Source organism: Sphaerisporangium flaviroseum (genome assembly GCF_039537005.1).
GTDB classification, from domain to species: Bacteria; Actinomycetota; Actinomycetes; order Streptosporangiales; family Streptosporangiaceae; genus Sphaerisporangium; species Sphaerisporangium flaviroseum.
Genome location: NZ_BAAAZR010000002.1, coordinates 961,513 through 979,407, shown reverse-complemented (window position 1 = coordinate 979,407; position 17,895 = coordinate 961,513). Strand labels below are relative to the sequence as shown.

At 69.7% G+C, this 17,895-nt stretch carries 13 protein-coding genes and 3 tRNA genes; 7 read left to right on the top strand and 9 right to left on the bottom strand.

Annotated features, from left to right (window positions below):
• Window positions 1-4 precede the first annotated feature (4 nt).
• The 6 genes from ABD810_RS10490 to ABD810_RS10470 all read right to left on the bottom strand — a co-directional run bounded on the left by ABD810_RS10490 (window position 5) and on the right by ABD810_RS10470 (window position 7,820).
• A complete protein-coding gene (locus tag ABD810_RS10490) occupies window positions 5-3,235 on the bottom strand; it encodes a helicase HerA domain-containing protein (protein WP_344937333.1) in 3,231 nt (1,076 codons plus the stop codon).
• Window positions 3,232-3,885, bottom strand: coding sequence for a hypothetical protein (locus ABD810_RS10485; RefSeq protein ID WP_344937331.1), 654 nt, complete (start codon window positions 3,883-3,885; stop codon window positions 3,232-3,234). The genes ABD810_RS10490 and ABD810_RS10485 overlap by 4 nt, the downstream gene beginning before the upstream one ends.
• A complete protein-coding gene (locus ABD810_RS40995) occupies window positions 3,878-3,994 on the bottom strand; it encodes a PDDEXK family nuclease (RefSeq protein ID WP_425566873.1) in 117 nt (38 codons plus the stop codon). The genes ABD810_RS10485 and ABD810_RS40995 overlap by 8 nt, the downstream gene beginning before the upstream one ends.
• Window positions 3,975-4,580: a hypothetical protein gene (locus tag ABD810_RS10480; protein ID WP_344937329.1), complete on the bottom strand. Its 606-nt coding sequence runs from the start codon at window positions 4,578-4,580 to the stop codon at window positions 3,975-3,977. The genes ABD810_RS40995 and ABD810_RS10480 overlap by 20 nt, the downstream gene beginning before the upstream one ends.
• A gap of 215 nt (window positions 4,581-4,795) precedes the next feature.
• Window positions 4,796-6,196, bottom strand: coding sequence for a GH12 family glycosyl hydrolase domain-containing protein (locus ABD810_RS10475; RefSeq protein ID WP_344937326.1), 1,401 nt, complete (start codon window positions 6,194-6,196; stop codon window positions 4,796-4,798).
• A 127-nt stretch (window positions 6,197-6,323) separates the two neighbouring features.
• Entirely contained in the window at window positions 6,324-7,820 is a 1,497-nt protein-coding gene (locus ABD810_RS10470; protein WP_344937324.1) for an SDR family oxidoreductase, read from the bottom strand.
• A 193-nt stretch (window positions 7,821-8,013) separates the two neighbouring features.
• Here ABD810_RS10470 and ABD810_RS10465 point away from each other — a divergent pair, with 193 nt between their 5' ends.
• A complete protein-coding gene (locus ABD810_RS10465) occupies window positions 8,014-8,730 on the top strand; it encodes a rhomboid family intramembrane serine protease (protein ID WP_344937321.1) in 717 nt (238 codons plus the stop codon).
• Between the two features lie 31 nt (window positions 8,731-8,761).
• On the opposite strand, the gene ABD810_RS10460 is transcribed toward ABD810_RS10465, so the two are convergent.
• Complete coding sequence (locus ABD810_RS10460; protein WP_344937318.1) at window positions 8,762-9,448, bottom strand: HD domain-containing protein; 687 nt, start codon at window positions 9,446-9,448, stop codon at window positions 8,762-8,764.
• Between the two features lie 26 nt (window positions 9,449-9,474).
• Window positions 9,475-10,137, bottom strand: a complete 663-nt coding sequence (locus ABD810_RS10455) for a hypothetical protein (RefSeq protein ID WP_344937315.1) — start codon at window positions 10,135-10,137, stop codon at window positions 9,475-9,477.
• A 273-nt stretch (window positions 10,138-10,410) separates the two neighbouring features.
• Between ABD810_RS10455 and ABD810_RS10450 the strand changes: the two genes are divergently transcribed.
• Entirely contained in the window at window positions 10,411-12,903 is a 2,493-nt protein-coding gene (locus ABD810_RS10450) for a DEAD/DEAH box helicase (protein ID WP_344937584.1), read from the top strand.
• Window positions 12,904-12,981: 78 nt separating this feature from the next.
• On the opposite strand, the gene dusB is transcribed toward ABD810_RS10450, so the two are convergent.
• Window positions 12,982-14,094, bottom strand: a complete 1,113-nt coding sequence (gene dusB, locus ABD810_RS10445; RefSeq protein ID WP_344937312.1) for a tRNA dihydrouridine synthase DusB — start codon at window positions 14,092-14,094, stop codon at window positions 12,982-12,984.
• Between the two features lie 134 nt (window positions 14,095-14,228).
• Here dusB and ABD810_RS10440 point away from each other — a divergent pair, with 134 nt between their 5' ends.
• The 5 genes from ABD810_RS10440 (at window position 14,229) to ABD810_RS10420 (ending at window position 17,730) form a co-directional block, all read left to right on the top strand.
• Window positions 14,229-14,885, top strand: coding sequence for an ACT domain-containing protein (locus ABD810_RS10440; RefSeq protein ID WP_344937309.1), 657 nt, complete (start codon window positions 14,229-14,231; stop codon window positions 14,883-14,885).
• Between the two features lie 122 nt (window positions 14,886-15,007).
• A tRNA-Gly gene (locus tag ABD810_RS10435) sits at window positions 15,008-15,079 on the top strand.
• 32 nt (window positions 15,080-15,111) lie between these two features.
• Window positions 15,112-15,182: transfer RNA gene (locus ABD810_RS10430), tRNA-Cys, on the top strand.
• Window positions 15,183-15,201: 19 nt separating this feature from the next.
• A tRNA-Val gene (locus ABD810_RS10425) sits at window positions 15,202-15,276 on the top strand.
• A gap of 201 nt (window positions 15,277-15,477) precedes the next feature.
• Window positions 15,478-17,730: a terpene synthase family protein gene (locus ABD810_RS10420; protein ID WP_344937306.1), complete on the top strand. Its 2,253-nt coding sequence runs from the start codon at window positions 15,478-15,480 to the stop codon at window positions 17,728-17,730.
• The last annotated feature ends 165 nt before the right edge of the window (window positions 17,731-17,895 follow it).

Sequence of the window (17,895 nt, the reverse complement as noted above, 5' to 3'; positions counted from 1 at the left end):
GATGTCACGAGGACGCGTTGCCCAGGGACGCCCTGGCCCTCTGGATGACCTCTTCTGTCGTGAGCGGGCTCTTGGGGTGGTGGCTCAGGCACAGCGGAGCCTGGAGCTTCTCGAACCTCGCCCCTTCGACCGCGGCGTAGAACTGCCCGGTGCTCAGACGGCCGATGTCGGTGATCTGACTTCCCTTGGCCTGGGCCATCTCCCTCGCGGCGGCGATCTGGATCGGACTGTTCAGCAGCCCGAAGAACTGGGTCGCGGCGTTTCCCGGAATCCGGTTGTGCAGCCCCTTGGGAGCCTGCGTCGCGAACACCAGGCCCAGCCCGTACTTGCGCGCCTGGGACGCGAGCGCCAGCGTGCTCTCCGTACACGCCGTCATCGACCCCGACGGCGCGAACGTCTGCGCCTCGTCCATCACGAACAGCCCGCCGAGCGGCCGGTCACCGGCCGGGTTCCGCTTGATCCATGCGAACAGCGCCATCTGCAGCTGGTTGACGAAGCTCTGCCGCTGCTCGTCGGACTGAAGGCCGACGAAGCTGACCACCGAGACGCGTGCCCTCTTCCCCTCGGCGGGGGTGAGCAGCACTCCGGGGTCCATGGAAGCGCCCCCTCCGCCGAACAACGGGTCGATGACCATCGCGGCGGTGAGGTTCTGGGCGATGTCCGCGGCGAGCTTCTCGGCGTTGCTCAGCTCGCTGACGCCGTCCGGCAACGAGGAGAGCAACGCGATCAGCCCCCGGAGGCTGGTCGCTCCCTGGCGCCCGTAGTACGTCAGCACCTCCCGTAGCACGGCCTGGCCCTGGTGCGCCTTGGCGGTGTTCCCCGAGAGCTTGGCCCGCGGGGCGAGGGAGGCGACAGCGGCGTTCACGGCCCCCTGGAACTCGTCGGCGTCGCCGGCCACGCTGCCGAAGTCGGGCAACGGCTGGAAACCGACCGGGCGTCCACCGTCGCGCAGCGGAGTCCAGATCACCACCTCGGTGTTCGCCAGGTAGTCCTTCGCCTTCGCCGCGTCACCCGCCGCCCACAGCGCGGGCTCCTCCGGCCAGGGATCACCGAGACGCGCCAGGTCGTTGTTGGGGTCGAGAACGATGGCGGAGACGCCGCGCAGCGCGCATTCCTCGACCAGGCGGCGGATCAGCACGGTCTTGCCGGACCCCGATCCGGCGAAGATCGCGGTGTGCTTGCGGAGGGCCTCCAGGGCCACGGCCATGGGCACGTCACCGGCGACGGTCCGCCCGATGGGGACGGTCTGCGGGTCATCCGCCACGGTGGCGGCCACCGGTCCCGTACGGCCCAGCCCGCCGGGAGCGGTCCGTACGGCGAGCTCCGCACCGTTGACGGGCTTCTCGACGAGGGCGGCCGAGGACTCTGTGCCCGGACGCTCATCAGGCGGGGCCGGGCCGTCGGGAACGATCCACACATCCCGCAACGCCTCTCCGAACAGCTTGACGTCGGTGGTGGGGCGCCGCGCCACCAGCCACGCCTGGAGGTCCGGCGGATTCTCGGCCAGCAAGGTTCGAAGCCCCGCGAGGATCCGGAGGTCCCCATCGTCGATCGGCAGCGTCCTGCCACCCGCATGCTCGAAAGCCGCGATGGCCTCACGGGTGCGCGGTCCGGACGACCACATGGAGTTTCGCAGCACGAACAGCCGCCGCTTCGGGACGTCGGAATCCAATCCCGCCGCAACGGACGCGGTGCGCAGGCGATGGAGCGCGGCGACGGGGTTCTCCGCGGCGATCGCACGAAAAGCCCAGTGCGCCTCGTCCTCGGTCGTCTCGCTCAGGGCTCGGCGCAGGCGCGCATGGAGAGAGGGCTTGGAACTGGGCGGAGCGTCCTGGCCGAAGGCCTGTCCGGCTTCACCCTGCTCGGCGATCCAGGCCGCGAGCCCGGCCGACAGCAGGGCGGGCATCACGGCGTCCTCGGTCCGCGCGTCGAGGGCCGCGTCGACCTGCGCCTTCTCCCTCAGCTCCGCGAACCGGGTGTCGAGGTACGTCAGATCGTGGTCGGGGGGCCCGGGGTCCGCGATCGGGGCGACAGGAGTGGGCATCACGATCGGATCGGCGAGATGCTCCAACTCCTTCACCTCGCCACCGATCAGGCAGGCCCGGACATGGCTGTCGATCTTCATCAGGAGCCCTCGCGGAGTGAAGCCGGGGGCGCTCTCGAAGGCGGACGGCTTCACGGGCCATGTCGGATAAGGCGGACGGAATCCGATCTCGCGGTACCTGGCCGTGAGCCGCTTCTCGATCAGATCGCGCCCCACCTGGGCGCTCTGGATCGCCTTGAGCGGCTCCGCCTGCCGGAACCTGTCCTGAACGGTGTCGGTCGCCCGCTGCTCGATGAGCACCCATGTCGGCGGGATGCAGGAGAGGACGGTCAGCGTGCGGCGAGTGTATTCCCGCAGGGACATCAGGCCACCGGCGACCTGCTCGATCACCAGCGCCTCGCGCCAGTCGAGCTTGGTGTCCCCCTTGCTCGACATGGACATCTGCGCGATAAGCGTGTCGATCTGATCCACGGCGATGACCGACGGGCCGGTGAGCGCGAGCAGGCGGGTGAGGTCACTCACGATCTCCTGCTGCGACTTCTGCGACTGCCGCATGCCCCACCGCGCACGCTCCCCCGGTTCCTCCTCGGGCTCGGAGGACAGGTACGTGTGGCCGACGTCCTGTGCCTGCAGGTCATTCGACGCCCGCAGGACCAGCGCCCGCACGGTGTCCTGGGCCTGCCGGCCGACCCGCTCGTCGAAACGGCGCAGCCCGTCCACGAAGGAGTCCAGGGCCTCTCTGGACAGCGGCGCCCTGCCGGTCAGCGCGCGCCGGGCCATCCGCTGCACCCCTACCTGGGACGACAGCCGTAGCAGGAACATCCTGAGCTGGCTGTCGCCGTCGATCTCCCGAGAGAGGCTGTCGAGCATCGAGACCAGGACGCTGTCCCAGAAACTTCTGGCGTCGAGCAACCCGACCAGGAAGAAGTATCCGCCTTCTTGCTGGACCTTCTCCCGTACCCACCCGAGCAGGTGCGTCTTGCCCGACCCGCGCTGGCCCTGGATGACCACCCCGATCGGGCTGGCGTCGACGCTGTCGTTCACCTCGGCCAGCCCGTCCAGGATCACCTGTGCCGTGGGCCGGTTCAAGCCGTCGACGTGGAACTCCGAAGGACGCCACACATCGTCGGGCACCTCCGCCCAGTTGAACCTCAGTGCTTGGAGGGCGCGCCTTTCCTCGTCGGTCATCATGCTCCGATCCAGAGAAGGTGCTTGTCCTGATCGCCGATGATCACCGCCGCGTCGCGGTCCTGCGGGGTGAGCGTCTTCTGGTTGGACTCGGGGATGAGGTTCACGCCGTTGGTGAGGAACAGCCGCCTGAGGGCGCCGTCGACATCTGCTCTCGGCACGTCACGAAGAAGCGACCGGACCTCCGCGAGCCCGACCCACGTGCCCGGCCTGCGGGCCAGCGTGGCGTACGCGGCACGGATCCTGGCCTCGATGTCGGCCCCGTCCGGCGGGGTGGCCGGCTCATCCGCCGGCGCGGGCTCCGTCTGCTCCGCGAAGATGTCGGCCAGAGCGTGGCCGGTCCGGTCCATGAAGGTCTGGAGGCCGCCCAGCAGCGCGTACAGGGCGGCACCCGGCGAGCCCGCGGGCCGTGCGATGCCCGTGCGGAACTCCTCGCTCAACCGTGCCCAGCCCGAGTCGGTCAGCACGTGAGCGAACGCGCGCCCCTGCTTCCAGCTGTCGACCAGTTTCAGGTCGTTGAGGTGCTGCCGCTCCGGGTTGACGAGCGTCAGACCATAGCGCTCCTTGAGCTCCGGATTGGAGATCTCTCTCGCCTCGCGCATCAGCACGATCAGGGCCGCCAGTTCGGGCAGTGACAACTTCTCGTCAGGCACGTTGCAATCCTTCCGACGTTCCGGCGCGGCGGCCGCGGAGGAATCTCCCTAGCTGGCCGACGACGGCTTCTGTGTCTGTTAGAACCTGGTCATTCGTGAAGCGCAGCACGGCGTACCCGTCGAGCTGGAGCCGGACGTCGCGTTGGCGATCCTGCGCGTACCCTGGACGAGGATCGCGCCCGAGGGCGGCCGAAGCCCTCCGCCAGCACTCGGGCGAGGCCGATGGCGCGCACCTCAGGCGAGAACCGGGAAAACGGCCGCACCACGCCCGTCAACGACGACTCGGCCAGATACGCGAGGTAGGGCCCGAAGTGATGGCCGGCCGACGCCATCCGCAGGGCGAGGGCCCGTACGGCGTTGACCCCGCCGCCGCCCGGTCCGTCGATGCCTTCCGCACCCGGCACCCAGGCCGGGAACAACTCGACGGCGGCCTTTTCCAGCTCGCCCAGGACCGCGGCCACCGTTTCTGCCACAGAACGCGCCGCGCCTGGAAAGTAGCCGAGAATCGCGGGCGCACCGTCAGGGAGCGGTTCGATCGACAAAGCGGTGGTGTCCGCGTTCACTCCTGGAAGTCGCACCACGCGGCCTATCGGCAGGTCCTCCCACGACAACGCCACGTTTCCCTCGGATTCCGCTGTTCTCGTTGGCTTGCCGAGGTTATAGGAAAAAGGCATCATGCGCACCACCTCACCCATGACTCGATATTCTGCCCGGCTTTCACCTGGGTAAGCAGTGGCAAGGGCGGCTAAGACGCCTGAATACCCTAATCGGTTTACCTGCCAGGCCACTCCAATACTCCACGTAAGCAGGAAAGGAAAGAAACCGGAAAGTCATCACGGTCTGTGTTATTTCGGGAATGCAACAGGGCCGGGTACGGCGTCGCCGTGCCCGGCCCGGGGGTGGGTTGGGATCAGCCCAGCGTGCAGGCGGAGCCGTTGAGGGTGTAGGCGGTCGGGGAAGCGTCGCTGGAGGCCCAGGTGCCCTGGAAGCCGAACGAGACCTTGCCTCCCGGGGCGATCGACCCGTTGTGCGAGACGTTCCTGGCCGTTATGGACGCGCCGCTCTGGGTCACGCCGGCGTTCCAGCTGCTGGTGATCCGCTGGTCACCGGGGAAGGAGAAGGCGAGGGTCCAGCCGTTCACCGCGCCGCTTCCGGTGTTGGTGATGGTCACGTCGGCCGTGAAGCCGCCCTGCCACTCGTTCTTGACGTAGGCGACCGCGCAGGCCCCGCCGCCACCGCCGCCACCGCCCGAGGGCGTCGTCACCGTGACGGTGTTGGAGGACGGGGAGGTGTTGCCGGCGGCGTCGCGCGCCCGTACCGAGAAGGAGTAGGTCGTGGAGGCGGACAGCCCCGTGACGTTGAACGAGGTGCCGGTGGCCGTGCCGACGATGGTGCTGCCCCGGTAGACGTCGTACCCGGTCACGCCGACGTTGTCGCTCGACGCGTTCCAGGTCAGGCTCGCCCCGCCGGCGGTCACGTTCGAGGCCCTCAGGTTGGAGGGCGCGCTCGGCGCGGTGGTGTCCCCGCCGCCACCGCCGCCGCTTCCGACGCTGTAGGAGAAGTTGTTGACCGCGAGGCCCGTGCCGCCGACCCAGGGCTCGAAGCCGGCCTGCACGCTGGTGATGTACCAGGAGTTCTGCGCGTATCCCCGGCTCACCATGTCGCTGTAGAAGGTGCTCACCGGGAAGCTGATCGAGCTGGTCGGCGAGGTTCGCACGTAGGACACGACGTTCCAGCCGATGTTGCCGAACCATACGTCCCAGGTGCCGCCCGCGAGGCTGACGGTGGCGACCCTGGACCCGACCGGCTGCACCGTCCCGGTGTGGTTCAGCCAGATCATCAGCTCGGCGCCGGTGTTCTGCCCGTCGGTGCGCGCGGTCGGGTCGAACCAGATGTCGTACGCGGCGTCGTACACCCCGGCCGAGGAGGGGTAGGTCATGCTCACGCTGGTCTGGATGGTCGCGAACCTGCTGTCCGTCACGCGCATCGGCAGCCCGCTGCCAGAGCTGCAGTTCGCGTAGTGACAGCCGGCGTAGACGGCAGGGTAGGAGCCAGGGGCGCCGTTCTGCGGCTTGTTGTGGCTGGCCTGGGTGATGGTGAACCCGGTCGAGGTGACGTTGATGCACTGCTGGGTGTCGTCGCCCCAGTTGTTGTTCATCACCACGTACCTGCCGCCGGCGATGGATACCGAGCCGTACTTCTCGCAGGTCACGGTGTCCGCACTGGCCTGACCGGTGACCACCACCGTCATGAGGATGGAGCCCATGACGGCGAACACGGCCGTCAGGGCTCGCAGGGTTCGGCGTTTCATCATTCGACTCCGGGGGGACGAGGTGGTGGGAGCGCTCCCATTATTCATCGTGACCCTAGGACGGGCTCACGGCCCCGGAACAGCACCGGTGAGGTCAACCGGCGCTCCCCCGCCCCCTGAGCAGGCATTACCCGCGATCGGAGGGTGAAAGTTTCAGCTCGGCCCCCGGCAGTGGCCGGGCCGCGGCCCTTCCCACGTTGGCGGCCATGCGGCCGAAGATGAAGCCGTGGAAGGGATAGACCGACCACCAGTACAGGTGGCCCATCAGGCCACGCGGATGGAAGATCGCCCGCTGGCCGTACACGGTCTTCCCCTCCTGCTCACCGCACGTCAGCTCCAGCCAGGCCAGCCCCGGCAGCAGCATCTCCGCACGCAGGCGGAGCAGGCGACCCGGCTCGATCTCCTCCACCCGCCAGAAGTCCAGCGCGTCGCCGATCCGCAGCCGGGACGGGTCGCGCCTGCCCCTGCGCAGGCCCACCCCGCCGACGGCCCGGTCCATCAGGCCGCGGATCCGCCAGGCGACCGGCAGGGAGTACCACCCGTTGGCGCCGCCGATGCCCTCGATCACCCGCCACAGCGCCTCGGGAGACGCGTCCACCACGGTGGTGCGCTCGTCGACGTACAGGCTGCCGCCCGCCCAGTCGGGGTCGGTGGGCAGCGGGTCGCTCGGCGCGCCGGGGGTCGAGGCCGACGACCAGCGCGTGGCCACGTCGGCGTCCTTGACGCGGCGGAGGGCCAGCCGCACCGCGTCCTGGAATCCGACGAGGCCCTCGGGCGGATCCGGGATGAACCCGGCGACATCGTGCTCCCGGCAGACCGCCTCGTTGCGCAGCGACTCCACCAGCGGACGTGCCACGCCGGCCGGAACCGGCGTGACCAGGCCGACCCAGTGGCTGGACAGGCTGGGCGTGAGCAGCGGGACGGGAACGATCAGCCGGGGAGGCAGCCCGGCGACGGCGGCGTACCCCTGCATCATCTCGGCGTAGGACAGGACGCTGGGGCCGCCGATGTCGAAGGCCCGGTTCAGCCCGTCGGGGAGGTCCACGGCCCTGACCAGGTAGCGCAGCACGTCCCTGATGGCGATGGGCTGGGTGCGGGTGCGGACCCAGCGCGGTGTCGTCATGACCGGCAGGCGCTCGGTGAGATACCGCAGCATCTCGAAGGAGACCGACCCGGAACCGATGATCACCGAGGCCCGGAACGCCACCGCCGGCACTCCGCAGCCGATCAGGATCCGCTCCACCTCCGCCCGCGACCGCATGTGGGGCGAGGGCCGTTCCGAGGGGGTCAGGCCGCCGAGATAGACGATGCGGCCCACGCCCGCGTCCTTGGCCGCCGCCGCGAAGGTGGAGGCCGCCTCGCGGTCCCGTTCGGCGAAGTCACGGCCGGCCGCCATCGTGTGGATCAGGTAGTAGGCGACGTCCACGCCTTCGAGCGCCGCCCGGGTCCGGCCGGCGTCGGTCGCGTCGGCCTCGGCGACCTCGACCTGGTCGCGCCACACCTGGCCGCGCAGGCGCCCCGCCGAACGGACCATGCAGCGCACCCGATGACCGTCCCGCAGCAACTCGGGCACCAACCGGCCGCCGATGTAGCCGGTCGCGCCGGTCACCAGACACCGGGTCATCTCACCACCCCCGCTGATTGCCTTCGGACCGGAGCCCTACCCCGGTTGCCTCCCGCCCGATCGTGCTCCATCACCGCTTGGCGGTAGCCCTTCCGGCGCGGGATTTGCGAAGATACCTGGGCGGGAACGATCGGGCGTACCTTCCCGGCCGTCACGACAGGTTCGGCGCGTGCGCGCATTCAGGGAGGCATCGGTGGGCACCGAGAACCAGAAGGCCGAGATCATGATCGCCGAGGCCCAGAAGGCGTTCTGGGTCATGGTGGGGTTCCTCGCCTTCATCTGGGCGGTACAGATCGGCAACTGGGCCACCTCCTACTCGCTCAGCCAGTCCTTCGGCATCGTCGCCCGCGATCCGTCGCGCCTCCCCGACATCGTCACGGCGCCGTTCCTGCACTGGAGCTGGGCGCACATCGAGGGCAACTCCGGGCCGCTGTTCGTCTTCGGCTTCCTCGCCGCCTACCGGGGAGTGGTCAAGTTCCTGGGCGTCACCGCGCTGATCGCCGTGGCGAGCGGTCTCGGCGTCTGGTTCGTGGCGGGCGCGAACAGCGTGACGGCGGGGGCCAGCGGCGTGGTCTTCGGGTACTTCGGCTACATCCTGGTGCGTGGGATCTTCGACCGGCACCGCATCGACATCGTGGTCGGGCTGGTGATGGCGCTCTGCTTCGCCTACCAGTTCACCGGGCTGCTGCCGACCGACGAGTTCAGCTGGCAGGGCCACCTGTTCGGCTTCGTGGGCGGCATCCTCGGCGGCTGGCTGTTCCGCGACCGGCGCCCGCGCGCCGCCGCCACCACCCACGCCCCAAGGCCCGTGGGCGACTCCGCCGCCAGGGGCCTGGAGAGACCCGCCGCCACCGGCGGCGATCCGTCCCGGGCCGCCCTGATGAAGGAGCTCGACGACCTGGGGCTGTGAGGCGGCGAACACGTCCGATACTCACAAGAGTTCACCTCCCCGCGGGTGCCACAGTGGTCCCATGCGTTTCGCGGCCGGGCTCGGCGTGCCGGGCGGCCAGCGCGGTGAGCTCCGCCTGTACGTTCGCGCGGGCCGGGGACTCCCAGAGCGTGCGCGCCAGAGGCGTGCGATACAGCGTGGGCATGGCAAGAAGGCCTTCCAGCACCCGCGCCCTGCCCGCCCTGAACCGCTGGTCGGGCACGTGCCGGTACTCCTCCCGCACGGCTCGGGCGTAGGCGTCGTACCCGGGCCCTGCCAGCACGGCGAGGTCCGCGTCGCACAGGACCTCGCCGTTGCGGTCGCCCGGCGCCGGGTCGTGGGCGGCGGTGAGCCGTACGAGCCTGGCCACCTCGCGGACCCGCGCACCTCCCATGAGGGGCCCCGGCCGGCCCGCGAGCCGGGAGAGCCGGGACCACGCGAGCTGGGCGCTGCGCTCCTCGTCCCGGCCCGGCCTGCCGTCGTACACCGCGTCGTGGAACCAGGCGGCCAGCCGTGCCGCCACGGGATCATCGGCGTGTACGGCGATCGGCTCCATCGCCGCGAGCACCGAGCGCAGATGGTCGAGCGTGTGGTAGCGGCGGTGCGGCTCCGCCCAGCGGGCGATCAGCTCCGCCCCGACCGCGAGGGCCGCCGGGGAGGCCCCCGCCAGCCTCCGCCACTCCTCCGCGAGCTCAGGCATACCCCATCGTGACACGCGGCGGTGCGTCAGTCGGCGATGTAGGAGATCGACCTCACCTCGTAGCCGCGCGTCGCGCTCCCGCGGGCGTGCATCAGCATGGCGCCGCCCTCGTAGGAGTACGCGCAGGACCTGCCGCCCTTCTCGGGCACGCATCCCTGGTAGTAGTAGCGGACGCCGCCGAACCTGGTGCGGAACAGCCTCTTCACCGCGCCCGCCGAAGCGACCTCAAGGCCCCTGTTCCTGTCCCCCGCCTTCCACGCGCCGAACAGGTGCCTGGCGGCCTTGCCTGCGGTGGTGAGGTGGCGCGACTGGTAGACCTTGGTGACGGTGCCCCCCGAGACGATCATGAGGATCCCGTTGAGCGCGCCCGGCACGCGGACGCTGGTGTGGACGAAGCGGCAGGCGTTCCCCGAACATCCGCCGAACCGGTCCGGCGCCCGGTAGACGTACGCGAACAGGGTCTTCACCGCGGCGGGGGTGGCCACGGCGGCCGCCGCCCGCCTGTCACGGCCCAGCCAGGCCTTGAACAGCTTCTTCGCGACGCTCGCCGGCGTACGCAACGCCTGCTCCGAGCCTGCCTGCCGGACGGCCGTGACGCCCGCCCTCACGTCCGTACCCGCCTCGGCGGGCGCGGGAAGCATCAGCATGCCCGCCATCGCCAGGACCACGGCCGCCTTGAATCCACGCATCGCCACTCCCTCTCCCCCGGAGCCTCTCCGGCCCCGCACAGGGGACGCGGCGAGAGGCACCGGGGTTCACACGGGTCATCAGGCGATGGGACCTTATGGGGGACCTCGACCCCATCTCCGATCGCGACCAGCGCCTGGTGCTCTACACCGCCGCTCCCGGCTGGCGTCGCTCGACGCTGCGCCGCCTCAGGACGCTGATCTGACCTCGCGCGTGGCCTCCCCTGACCGGACCGTGGCCAATCATGGACCGACCATGGCGAGGCTTTCGGCAGTATTGAGTATGTGACCCTCCTCCAGCACCTTCCCCAAGACACCGGCCCCGACGCCCTCTTCGAGGCCTTCGTGGACTGGAACTCCCAGCGCGGGCTCACGCTCTACCCCGCACAGGAGGAGGCGCTGATCGAGATCCTCTACGGGAACAACGTGATCCTGTCCACGCCGACGGGGTCGGGCAAGAGCCTGGTGGCGGCGGGCGCCCACTTCGCCGCCCTCGCCACCGGCCGGCGCACCTTCTACACCGCGCCGATCAAGGCCCTGGTGTCGGAGAAGTTCTTCGACCTGTGCGCCGTCTTCGGCACCGAGAACGTCGGCATGATGACCGGTGACGCCGCCGTGAACGCCTCGGCGCCGATCATCTGCTGCACCGCGGAGATCCTCGCCAACATCGCGCTGCGCGACGGCGCGGAGGCCGACATCGGCCAGGTCGTGATGGACGAGTTCCACTTCTACGCCGAGCACGACCGGGGCTGGGCCTGGCAGGTTCCGCTGCTGGAGCTGCCGCAGGTGCAGTTCATCCTGATGTCGGCGACGCTCGGCGACATGACGCGGTTCGAGGCCGACATGACGCGGCGCACCGGGCGCGAGACGGCGCTGGTCCGCTCGGCGACCCGGCCGGTGCCGCTCTATTACAGCTACCGGACCACGCCGCTGCACGAGACGCTGGAGGAGCTCCTCTCCACCCAGTCGGCGCCGGTCTACGTGGTCCATTTCACGCAGGCCGCGGCCATGGAACGGGCCCAGGCCCTGATGAGCGTCAACATGTCGACAAAAGCGGAAAAAGAATCAATCGCCTTGCTCATCGGCAATTTCCGGTTTACGACGAAGTTCGGGCGGGCGCTCTCGCGGCTCGTACGGCACGGCATCGGCGTGCACCACGCCGGAATGCTGCCGAAGTACCGGCGGCTGGTCGAGCGCCTCGCGCAGGCGGGGCTGCTCAAGGTCATCTGCGGCACCGACACCCTGGGCGTCGGCGTCAACGTGCCGATCCGCACGGTGCTGTTCACCGCGCTCAGCAAGTACGACGGCAACCGCGTCCGCCTGCTGCGCGCCCGCGAGTTCCACCAGATCGCCGGGCGGGCGGGACGAGCCGGCTTCGACACCCTCGGGTACGTCGTCTGCCAGGCCCCAGACCACGTCGTGGAGAACGAGAAGGCGCTGGCCAAGGCCGGGGACGACGCCAAGAAGCGGCGCAGGGTCGTGCGCAAGAAGGCCCCGGAAGGGTTCGTGAGCTGGAGCGAGGAGACCTTCGAGCGCCTCCAGAAGGCCGAGCCCGAGCCGCTCGGCTCCCGCTTCAAGGTCAGCAACGCCATGCTCCTCGCGGTCATCAACCGCCCGGGCGACTGCTTCGCGGCGATGAAACGGCTGCTCACCGACAACCACGAAGATCGCAAGGCCCAGCGGCGGCACATCAGCCACGCCATCGCGATCTACCGGTCCCTGCTGGCCGGCGGCGTCGTCGAGAAGCTGAGGGAGCCCGACGAGTACGGCCGCATGGCCCGCCTCACCGTCGACCTGCAAGAGGACTTCGCGCTCAACCAGGCCCTGTCGACGTTCGCCCTGGCGGCGTTCGAGCTGCTCGACGCCGAGTCTGTGACCTATCCCCTCGACATCGTCTCGATCGTGGAGTCCACCCTGGACGACCCGCGCCAGATCCTGCACTCCCAGCTCAACAAGGCCCGCGGCGAGGCCGTGGCCCAGATGAAGGCCGACGGAATCGAGTACGAGGAGCGCATGGAGCTCCTCACCGACGTCACCTATCCCATGCCGCTCCAGGACCTGCTGTTCGGCGCGTACGAGACCTACCGGCGCGGTCACCCGTGGGTGGGAGACCACGCCGTCAGCCCCAAGTCGGTCGTGCGCGACATGTACGAGCGGGCCATGACGTTCACCGAATACGTCCACCACTACGAGCTGGCACGCTCCGAGGGCACGGTGCTGCGCTACCTGGCCGACGCCTACCGCACGCTGAGCCGCACCGTCCCCGACCACATGAAGACCGAGGACCTGCAGGACCTCATCGAGTGGCTCGGCGAGCTGGTCCGCCAGGTCGACTCCAGCCTGCTGGACGAGTGGGAGCAGCTGCAGAACCCGACGGACGAGCTCGAACGGCCCGGCCTGGAAGAGAACACCCGGCCGGTCACCAGCAACCGCCGGGCCTTCCGCGTCCTGGTGCGCAACGCCATGTTCCGCATGGTCGAGCTGGCGGCGCTGGAGCGGTACGACGAGCTGCACGAGCTGGCCGACATCGACTGGGAGAGCGCGCTGGACGCCTACTTCGAGGACCACGACGAGATCCGCACCGGCCCCGATGCCCGTGGCCCCTCGCTGCTGCTCATCGAGGAGGAGACGGAGCTCTGGCGCGTCCGCCAGGTGCTCCACGACCCCGCCGACGATCACGACTGGGGCATCAGCGCGCAGGTCGACCTGGCCGCCTCCGACGAGGAGGGCCACGCCGTCGTGCACGTCACCGCGCTCGACCGCCTCTGATCCCGGCTCCCCCACGCGGCCCACGGCCTATCTGACAGGCGGCGCCCGTCGCGTAGGGACCGGGCGGCGCAGCGGGGTTCAGCCGCCCGAGGAGTCGAGCTCGGCGCCCTCGGGGACCGCCGCGTCGTACGGGTCGTCGAGCCAGCCGTCGGGCAGGTGGACGCGCTCGCGGGCGTTCGACTTGCCACGCGGCCCATCGGCCGCGTCCGCCGGCCAGGGCTGGTCGCCGGGCAGGCGGGCAAGACGCTCGCCCAGCTCGGCCAGCGACCGGGCGGTGGCGAGATCGCGGCGCGGCCCGGCGCCCACGGTGAAGCCCTTGAGGTACCACCCGACGTGCTTGCGGAAGTCCAGGACGCCGTGGGCCTCGCCGCCGTAGTGCTCCACGAGCAGCTCGGCATGGCGCGCCATCGTCGCGGCCACCCGGCCGAGATCCGGCCGGACCCGCTCGGTCACCCCGGTGAAGGCGTTGTCGAGGTCGCGGAAGAGCCAGGGACGGCCGAGGCAGCCGCGGCCCACCACCACCCCGTCGCACCCGGTGCGCTCCATCATCGAGATCGCGTCGTCCGCGCTCCAGATGTCCCCGTTGCCCAGTACGGGGATCTCGGGGACCGCGTCCTTGAGGCGCGCGATCGCGTCCCAGTCGGCCGTGCCCCCGTAGTGCTGCACCGCCGTGCGGCCGTGCAGCGCGATGGCGCTCACCCCCTCCTCGACGGCGATGCGGCCCGCGTCGAGATAGGTCAGGTGATCGTCGTCGATGCCCTTGCGCATCTTCATCGTCACCGGCAGCGTCCCGGCGTTCGCCACCGCGGCGCGCAGGATCCGCCGCAGCAGGTCGCGCTTGTACGGCAGGGCCGACCCGCCGCCCTTCTTCGTGACCTTGGGCACCGGGCAGCCGAAGTTCAGGTCGACGTGGTCGGCCAGATCCTCCTCCGCGATCATCTGGACGGCTCTTCCCACCACATCCGGGTCCACGCCGTAGAGCTGGATGCTCCTCGGCCTCTCCCCGGACTCGAACCGGATCATCGCCAGGGTCTTCGCGTTGCGTTCGACCAGGGCACGCGTCGTGATCATTTCCGAGACGTACAGGCCACCGCCCTGCTCACGGCAGAGCGTGCGGAAGGGCGCGTTGGTCACACCCGCCATCGGCGCCAGGACCACCGGCGGCCAGACCTCGATCGCACCTATCTTCACCTGCCTATTTGTACCTCAAAGCCGGATTGGACGCGCGAAACGCCTGGTCCGGGCGCTGCCGCTTGGACCACAGGGAGGGCGGGCGGCTAGATTGGAAGGCGGGTGCTACCGTACGTGACCGGGGAGGCGCTTGAATGCTCCTGAGACTGCGTATCTCACTGCCTGACCGCCCGGGGTCCCTGGGCCAGGTGACACGCGTCCTCGGGATCGCGGGTGCCGACATCATCCAGCTGGTCGTGCTCGAGCGCGGCGAGGGCAGGGCCGTGGACGATCTCACGGTCTACTGGCCCGACTCCGCCCCGCGGTCCACCCTCGTCCATGGGCTCGAAGGCGTTCCGGACGTGGTCATCGAGGGGGTGTGGGGCACCCGCGAGGCGCCCGGCACCTACCCGGAGCTGGAGATCCTCAAATACATCACCACGGCGGGCGACCGGGCTCTCGCCACGTTGATCGACTCCATGCCCGTGCTGTTCAGCGCCGACTGGTCCGCCGCCGCCACGGAGAAGACCCCGAGGACCGTCGTCCACTCCAGCTGGCGGGCTCCCACCGAGGTGCCGTTCCCCTCGATCACCCCGCCGCGCCCCGAGGCCCACACCCTGCCCTCGGGCCTGCACATCGTCGCGGCCCCGCTCCCGCCGCTGGCCCTCACCTTCCTGCTGGCCAGGTCCGACGGCCCGCCCTTCCACCGTATAGAGGTCCACCGGCTCACCCGCATCCTGGAGCTCTTCCTGACCCTTCCCGCCGTCGAACGCAGCGTGGCACGCAACTTCCGCGGCTCGGCCGCCCACTGACCACGGCCCGCACCCGGCGGGCACGCGCCCTGCCTGGATCAGCCTCCGGTTAGGCACAGACAGCCAAAACCCGCTAGAGTTCCGTCGTCGCCGTGCGGAGGGTAACCACCCGCGGATGGCATGCGGACGTGGCTCAGTGGTAGAGCATCACCTTGCCAAGGTGAGGGTCGCGGGTTCGAATCCCGTCGTCCGCTCGGAGAGGCCTTGTGGATACGAGGCCTCGCCCGGTGGAGTGGCCGAGAGGCGAGGCAGCGGCCTGCAAAGCCGCGTACACGGGTTCAAATCCCGTCTCCACCTCTGCAGTGATGATCAGCAAGGGCGATTAGCTCAGTGGGAGAGCGCTACCTTGACACGGTAGAGGCCACTGGTTCAATCCCAGTATCGCCCACCATTACCCGCGTGAAGAAAGCATGATCGCCAGAGCCGGTCTCCTTCGGGAGCCGGCTCTGTCGCTTTCATGACGCTGGGGCACCGAGGGGGACGGCTGGGCGGATCGCGCCGACGGAGTTGACGTGGTGCAGTACTTTCCGTGGTTATGCCATTACCATGAGTGAACGGCACCGGTCGTCGGCTCAAGGGAGTACGCACGCTCATGCAGGCTTTCACACTGCCCGACTTCTACCTGACCTATCCCGCCCGGATCAACCCCCATGTGGAACGTTCCCGCGAGCACAGCGCGGCCTGGGCGCGGCGGATGGGCATGCTGGACGCGCCCAAGCCCGGCGGCGGCGTCGTCTGGGACGACGAGGCGCTGGCCGACATGGACTACGCGCTGATGTGCGCCTACACCCACCCCGACTGCGACGGCCCCACCCTCGACCTGATCACCGACTGGTACGTCTGGGTGTTCTTCTTCGACGACCACTTCCTCGAGCAGTTCAAGTACTCCCGCGACCTTCCCGGGGCGAAGGCCTACCTCGACCGTCTCAAGCTGTTCATGACCCTTGAGGGGGAGATGCCGCCGGAGCCGGCCAACCCCGCCGAGGCGGGGCTGAAAGACCTGTGGGAGCGCACGGTGCCGGCGATGTCAGGCGAGTGGCGGCGCCGCTTCATCACCAGCACGAACAACCTGATGGTCGAGTCGATGTGGGAGCTCGACAACATCGACCGCGGCCGCGTCGCCAACCCCATCGAGTACGTCCAGATGCGGCGGCGCGTCGGCGGAGCCCCGTGGTCGGCCAACCTCGTGGAGTACGCCGTCCACGCGGAGATCCCCGGCGCCATCGCCGCGACGCGGCCGATGCAGGTCCTGTGCGACACCTTCTCCGACGCGGTGCACCTGCGCAACGACCTGTTCTCCTACGAGCGCGAGGTCCGGCAGGAGGGGGAGAACTCCAACGCGGTGCTGGTCTTCGAGAGGTTCTTCGGCTGCTCGACGCAGGAGGCGGCCGAGCTGGTCAACGACCTGCTGACCTCCCGGCTGCAGCAGTTCGAGAACACGGCGCTGACCGAGGTCCCCGCCCTGCTGGCCGAGCAGGCCGTGCCCCCGCACGAGCAGGTCGCGGTGGCCGCCTATGTCAAGGGCCTGCAGGACTGGCAGTCCGGCGGGCATGAGTGGCACGCCAGATCCAGCCGGTACATGAACGACGGCGCCGTCTCCGAACCCGCCGGCACGTCGCTGCCCGGACCGACCGGCCTCGGCACGTCCGCCGCCGGTCTGGCCTTGTCCCCTGAGCGGCTGGGCCTGCACCGCCGGGTCCGGCAGCACTCCTATGTGCCCTTCCGGCCGGTCGGGCACCTGCCGCCGCCCGAGCTGTACATGCCGTTCCCCTTCCGCACCAGCCCGCACCTCGACGCCGCGCGACACCGCGCGGCCGGCTGGGCGCGGGAGATGGGCATGTTCGACTCGGTGCCGGGGGTGGAGCTCGGCGGAGTGTGGGACGAGCGGCGTTTCGCCGGCCTTGACCTGGCCCACTGCGCCGCGATGGTCCACGCGGACGCGGACCTCGAACAGCTCCACCTCTCCACCGACTGGCTGGCCTGGGGCACCTACGGCGACGACTACTTCCCCGTGGTGTTCGGCGCCACCCGCGATCTGGCGGGGGCCAAGCTCTGCAACGACCGGCTCCGGGCGTTCATGCCGCTGGACGCGGGGGCCACCCCCGAGCCGGCGAACCCGCTCGAGCGGGGGCTGGCCGACCTGTGGCGGCGCACCGCGGGGCCGATGGAGGTGCCGGCCCGGCGGCGGTTCCGCAAGGCGGTGGAGGACATGACCTCCAGTTGGCTGTGGGAGCTGGTCAACCAGGCCCAGAACCGCATCCCCGACCCGGTCGACTACGTCGAGATGCGCCGGAAGACGTTCGGGTCCGACCTGACGATGAGCCTGGCCCGGCTCGCGCACGCCGATGTGGTGCCGCCGGGCATCCACCAGACGCGGGTCATGCGCGAGCTGGACACCGCGGCCCAGGACTACGCGACCTTCACCAACGACCTGTTCTCCTATCAGAAGGAGATCGAGTTCGCGGGCGAGGTGCACAACCTCGTCCTGGTCATCGAGCACTTCCTGGACGTCGACCGGTGGAAGGCCCGCGACATCGTGGCCGACCTGATGGCGGCGCGCATGCGCCAGTTCGAGCACATCCTCGCCAACGACCTGCCCGCGCTGTTCGAGGATTTCGCCCTCGACGAGGCTGCCCGCCAGGCCCTCACCCGCCACGCCGACGACCTCAAGGACTGGATGGCGGGCATCCTCGAGTGGCACCGCAAGTGCGTCCGGTACACCGACGCCGAGCTCAGGCGCTTGCGGGCGGCGGCCGCGCCGACCGACTTCTCCTTCCCCGTCACCGGTCTCGGCACGTCGGCGGCACGGATCACGGCGCCGGCCGATGGACGGCAGGCTTCCTGACCTGCCGCGGCGTCACGGCTCAGTGCGCCGGCAGGGCGGCTGCCGGCAGGCTGTACTTTTTTCATGTCGGGATTTAAGAGTTGAATTTTTGTGGCTCGAGGCGTTGCGCGGCCGTTTCAGGCGTGTTACCACTACCTCACGCCAGTGCGATGCCGGGCAGGGCCG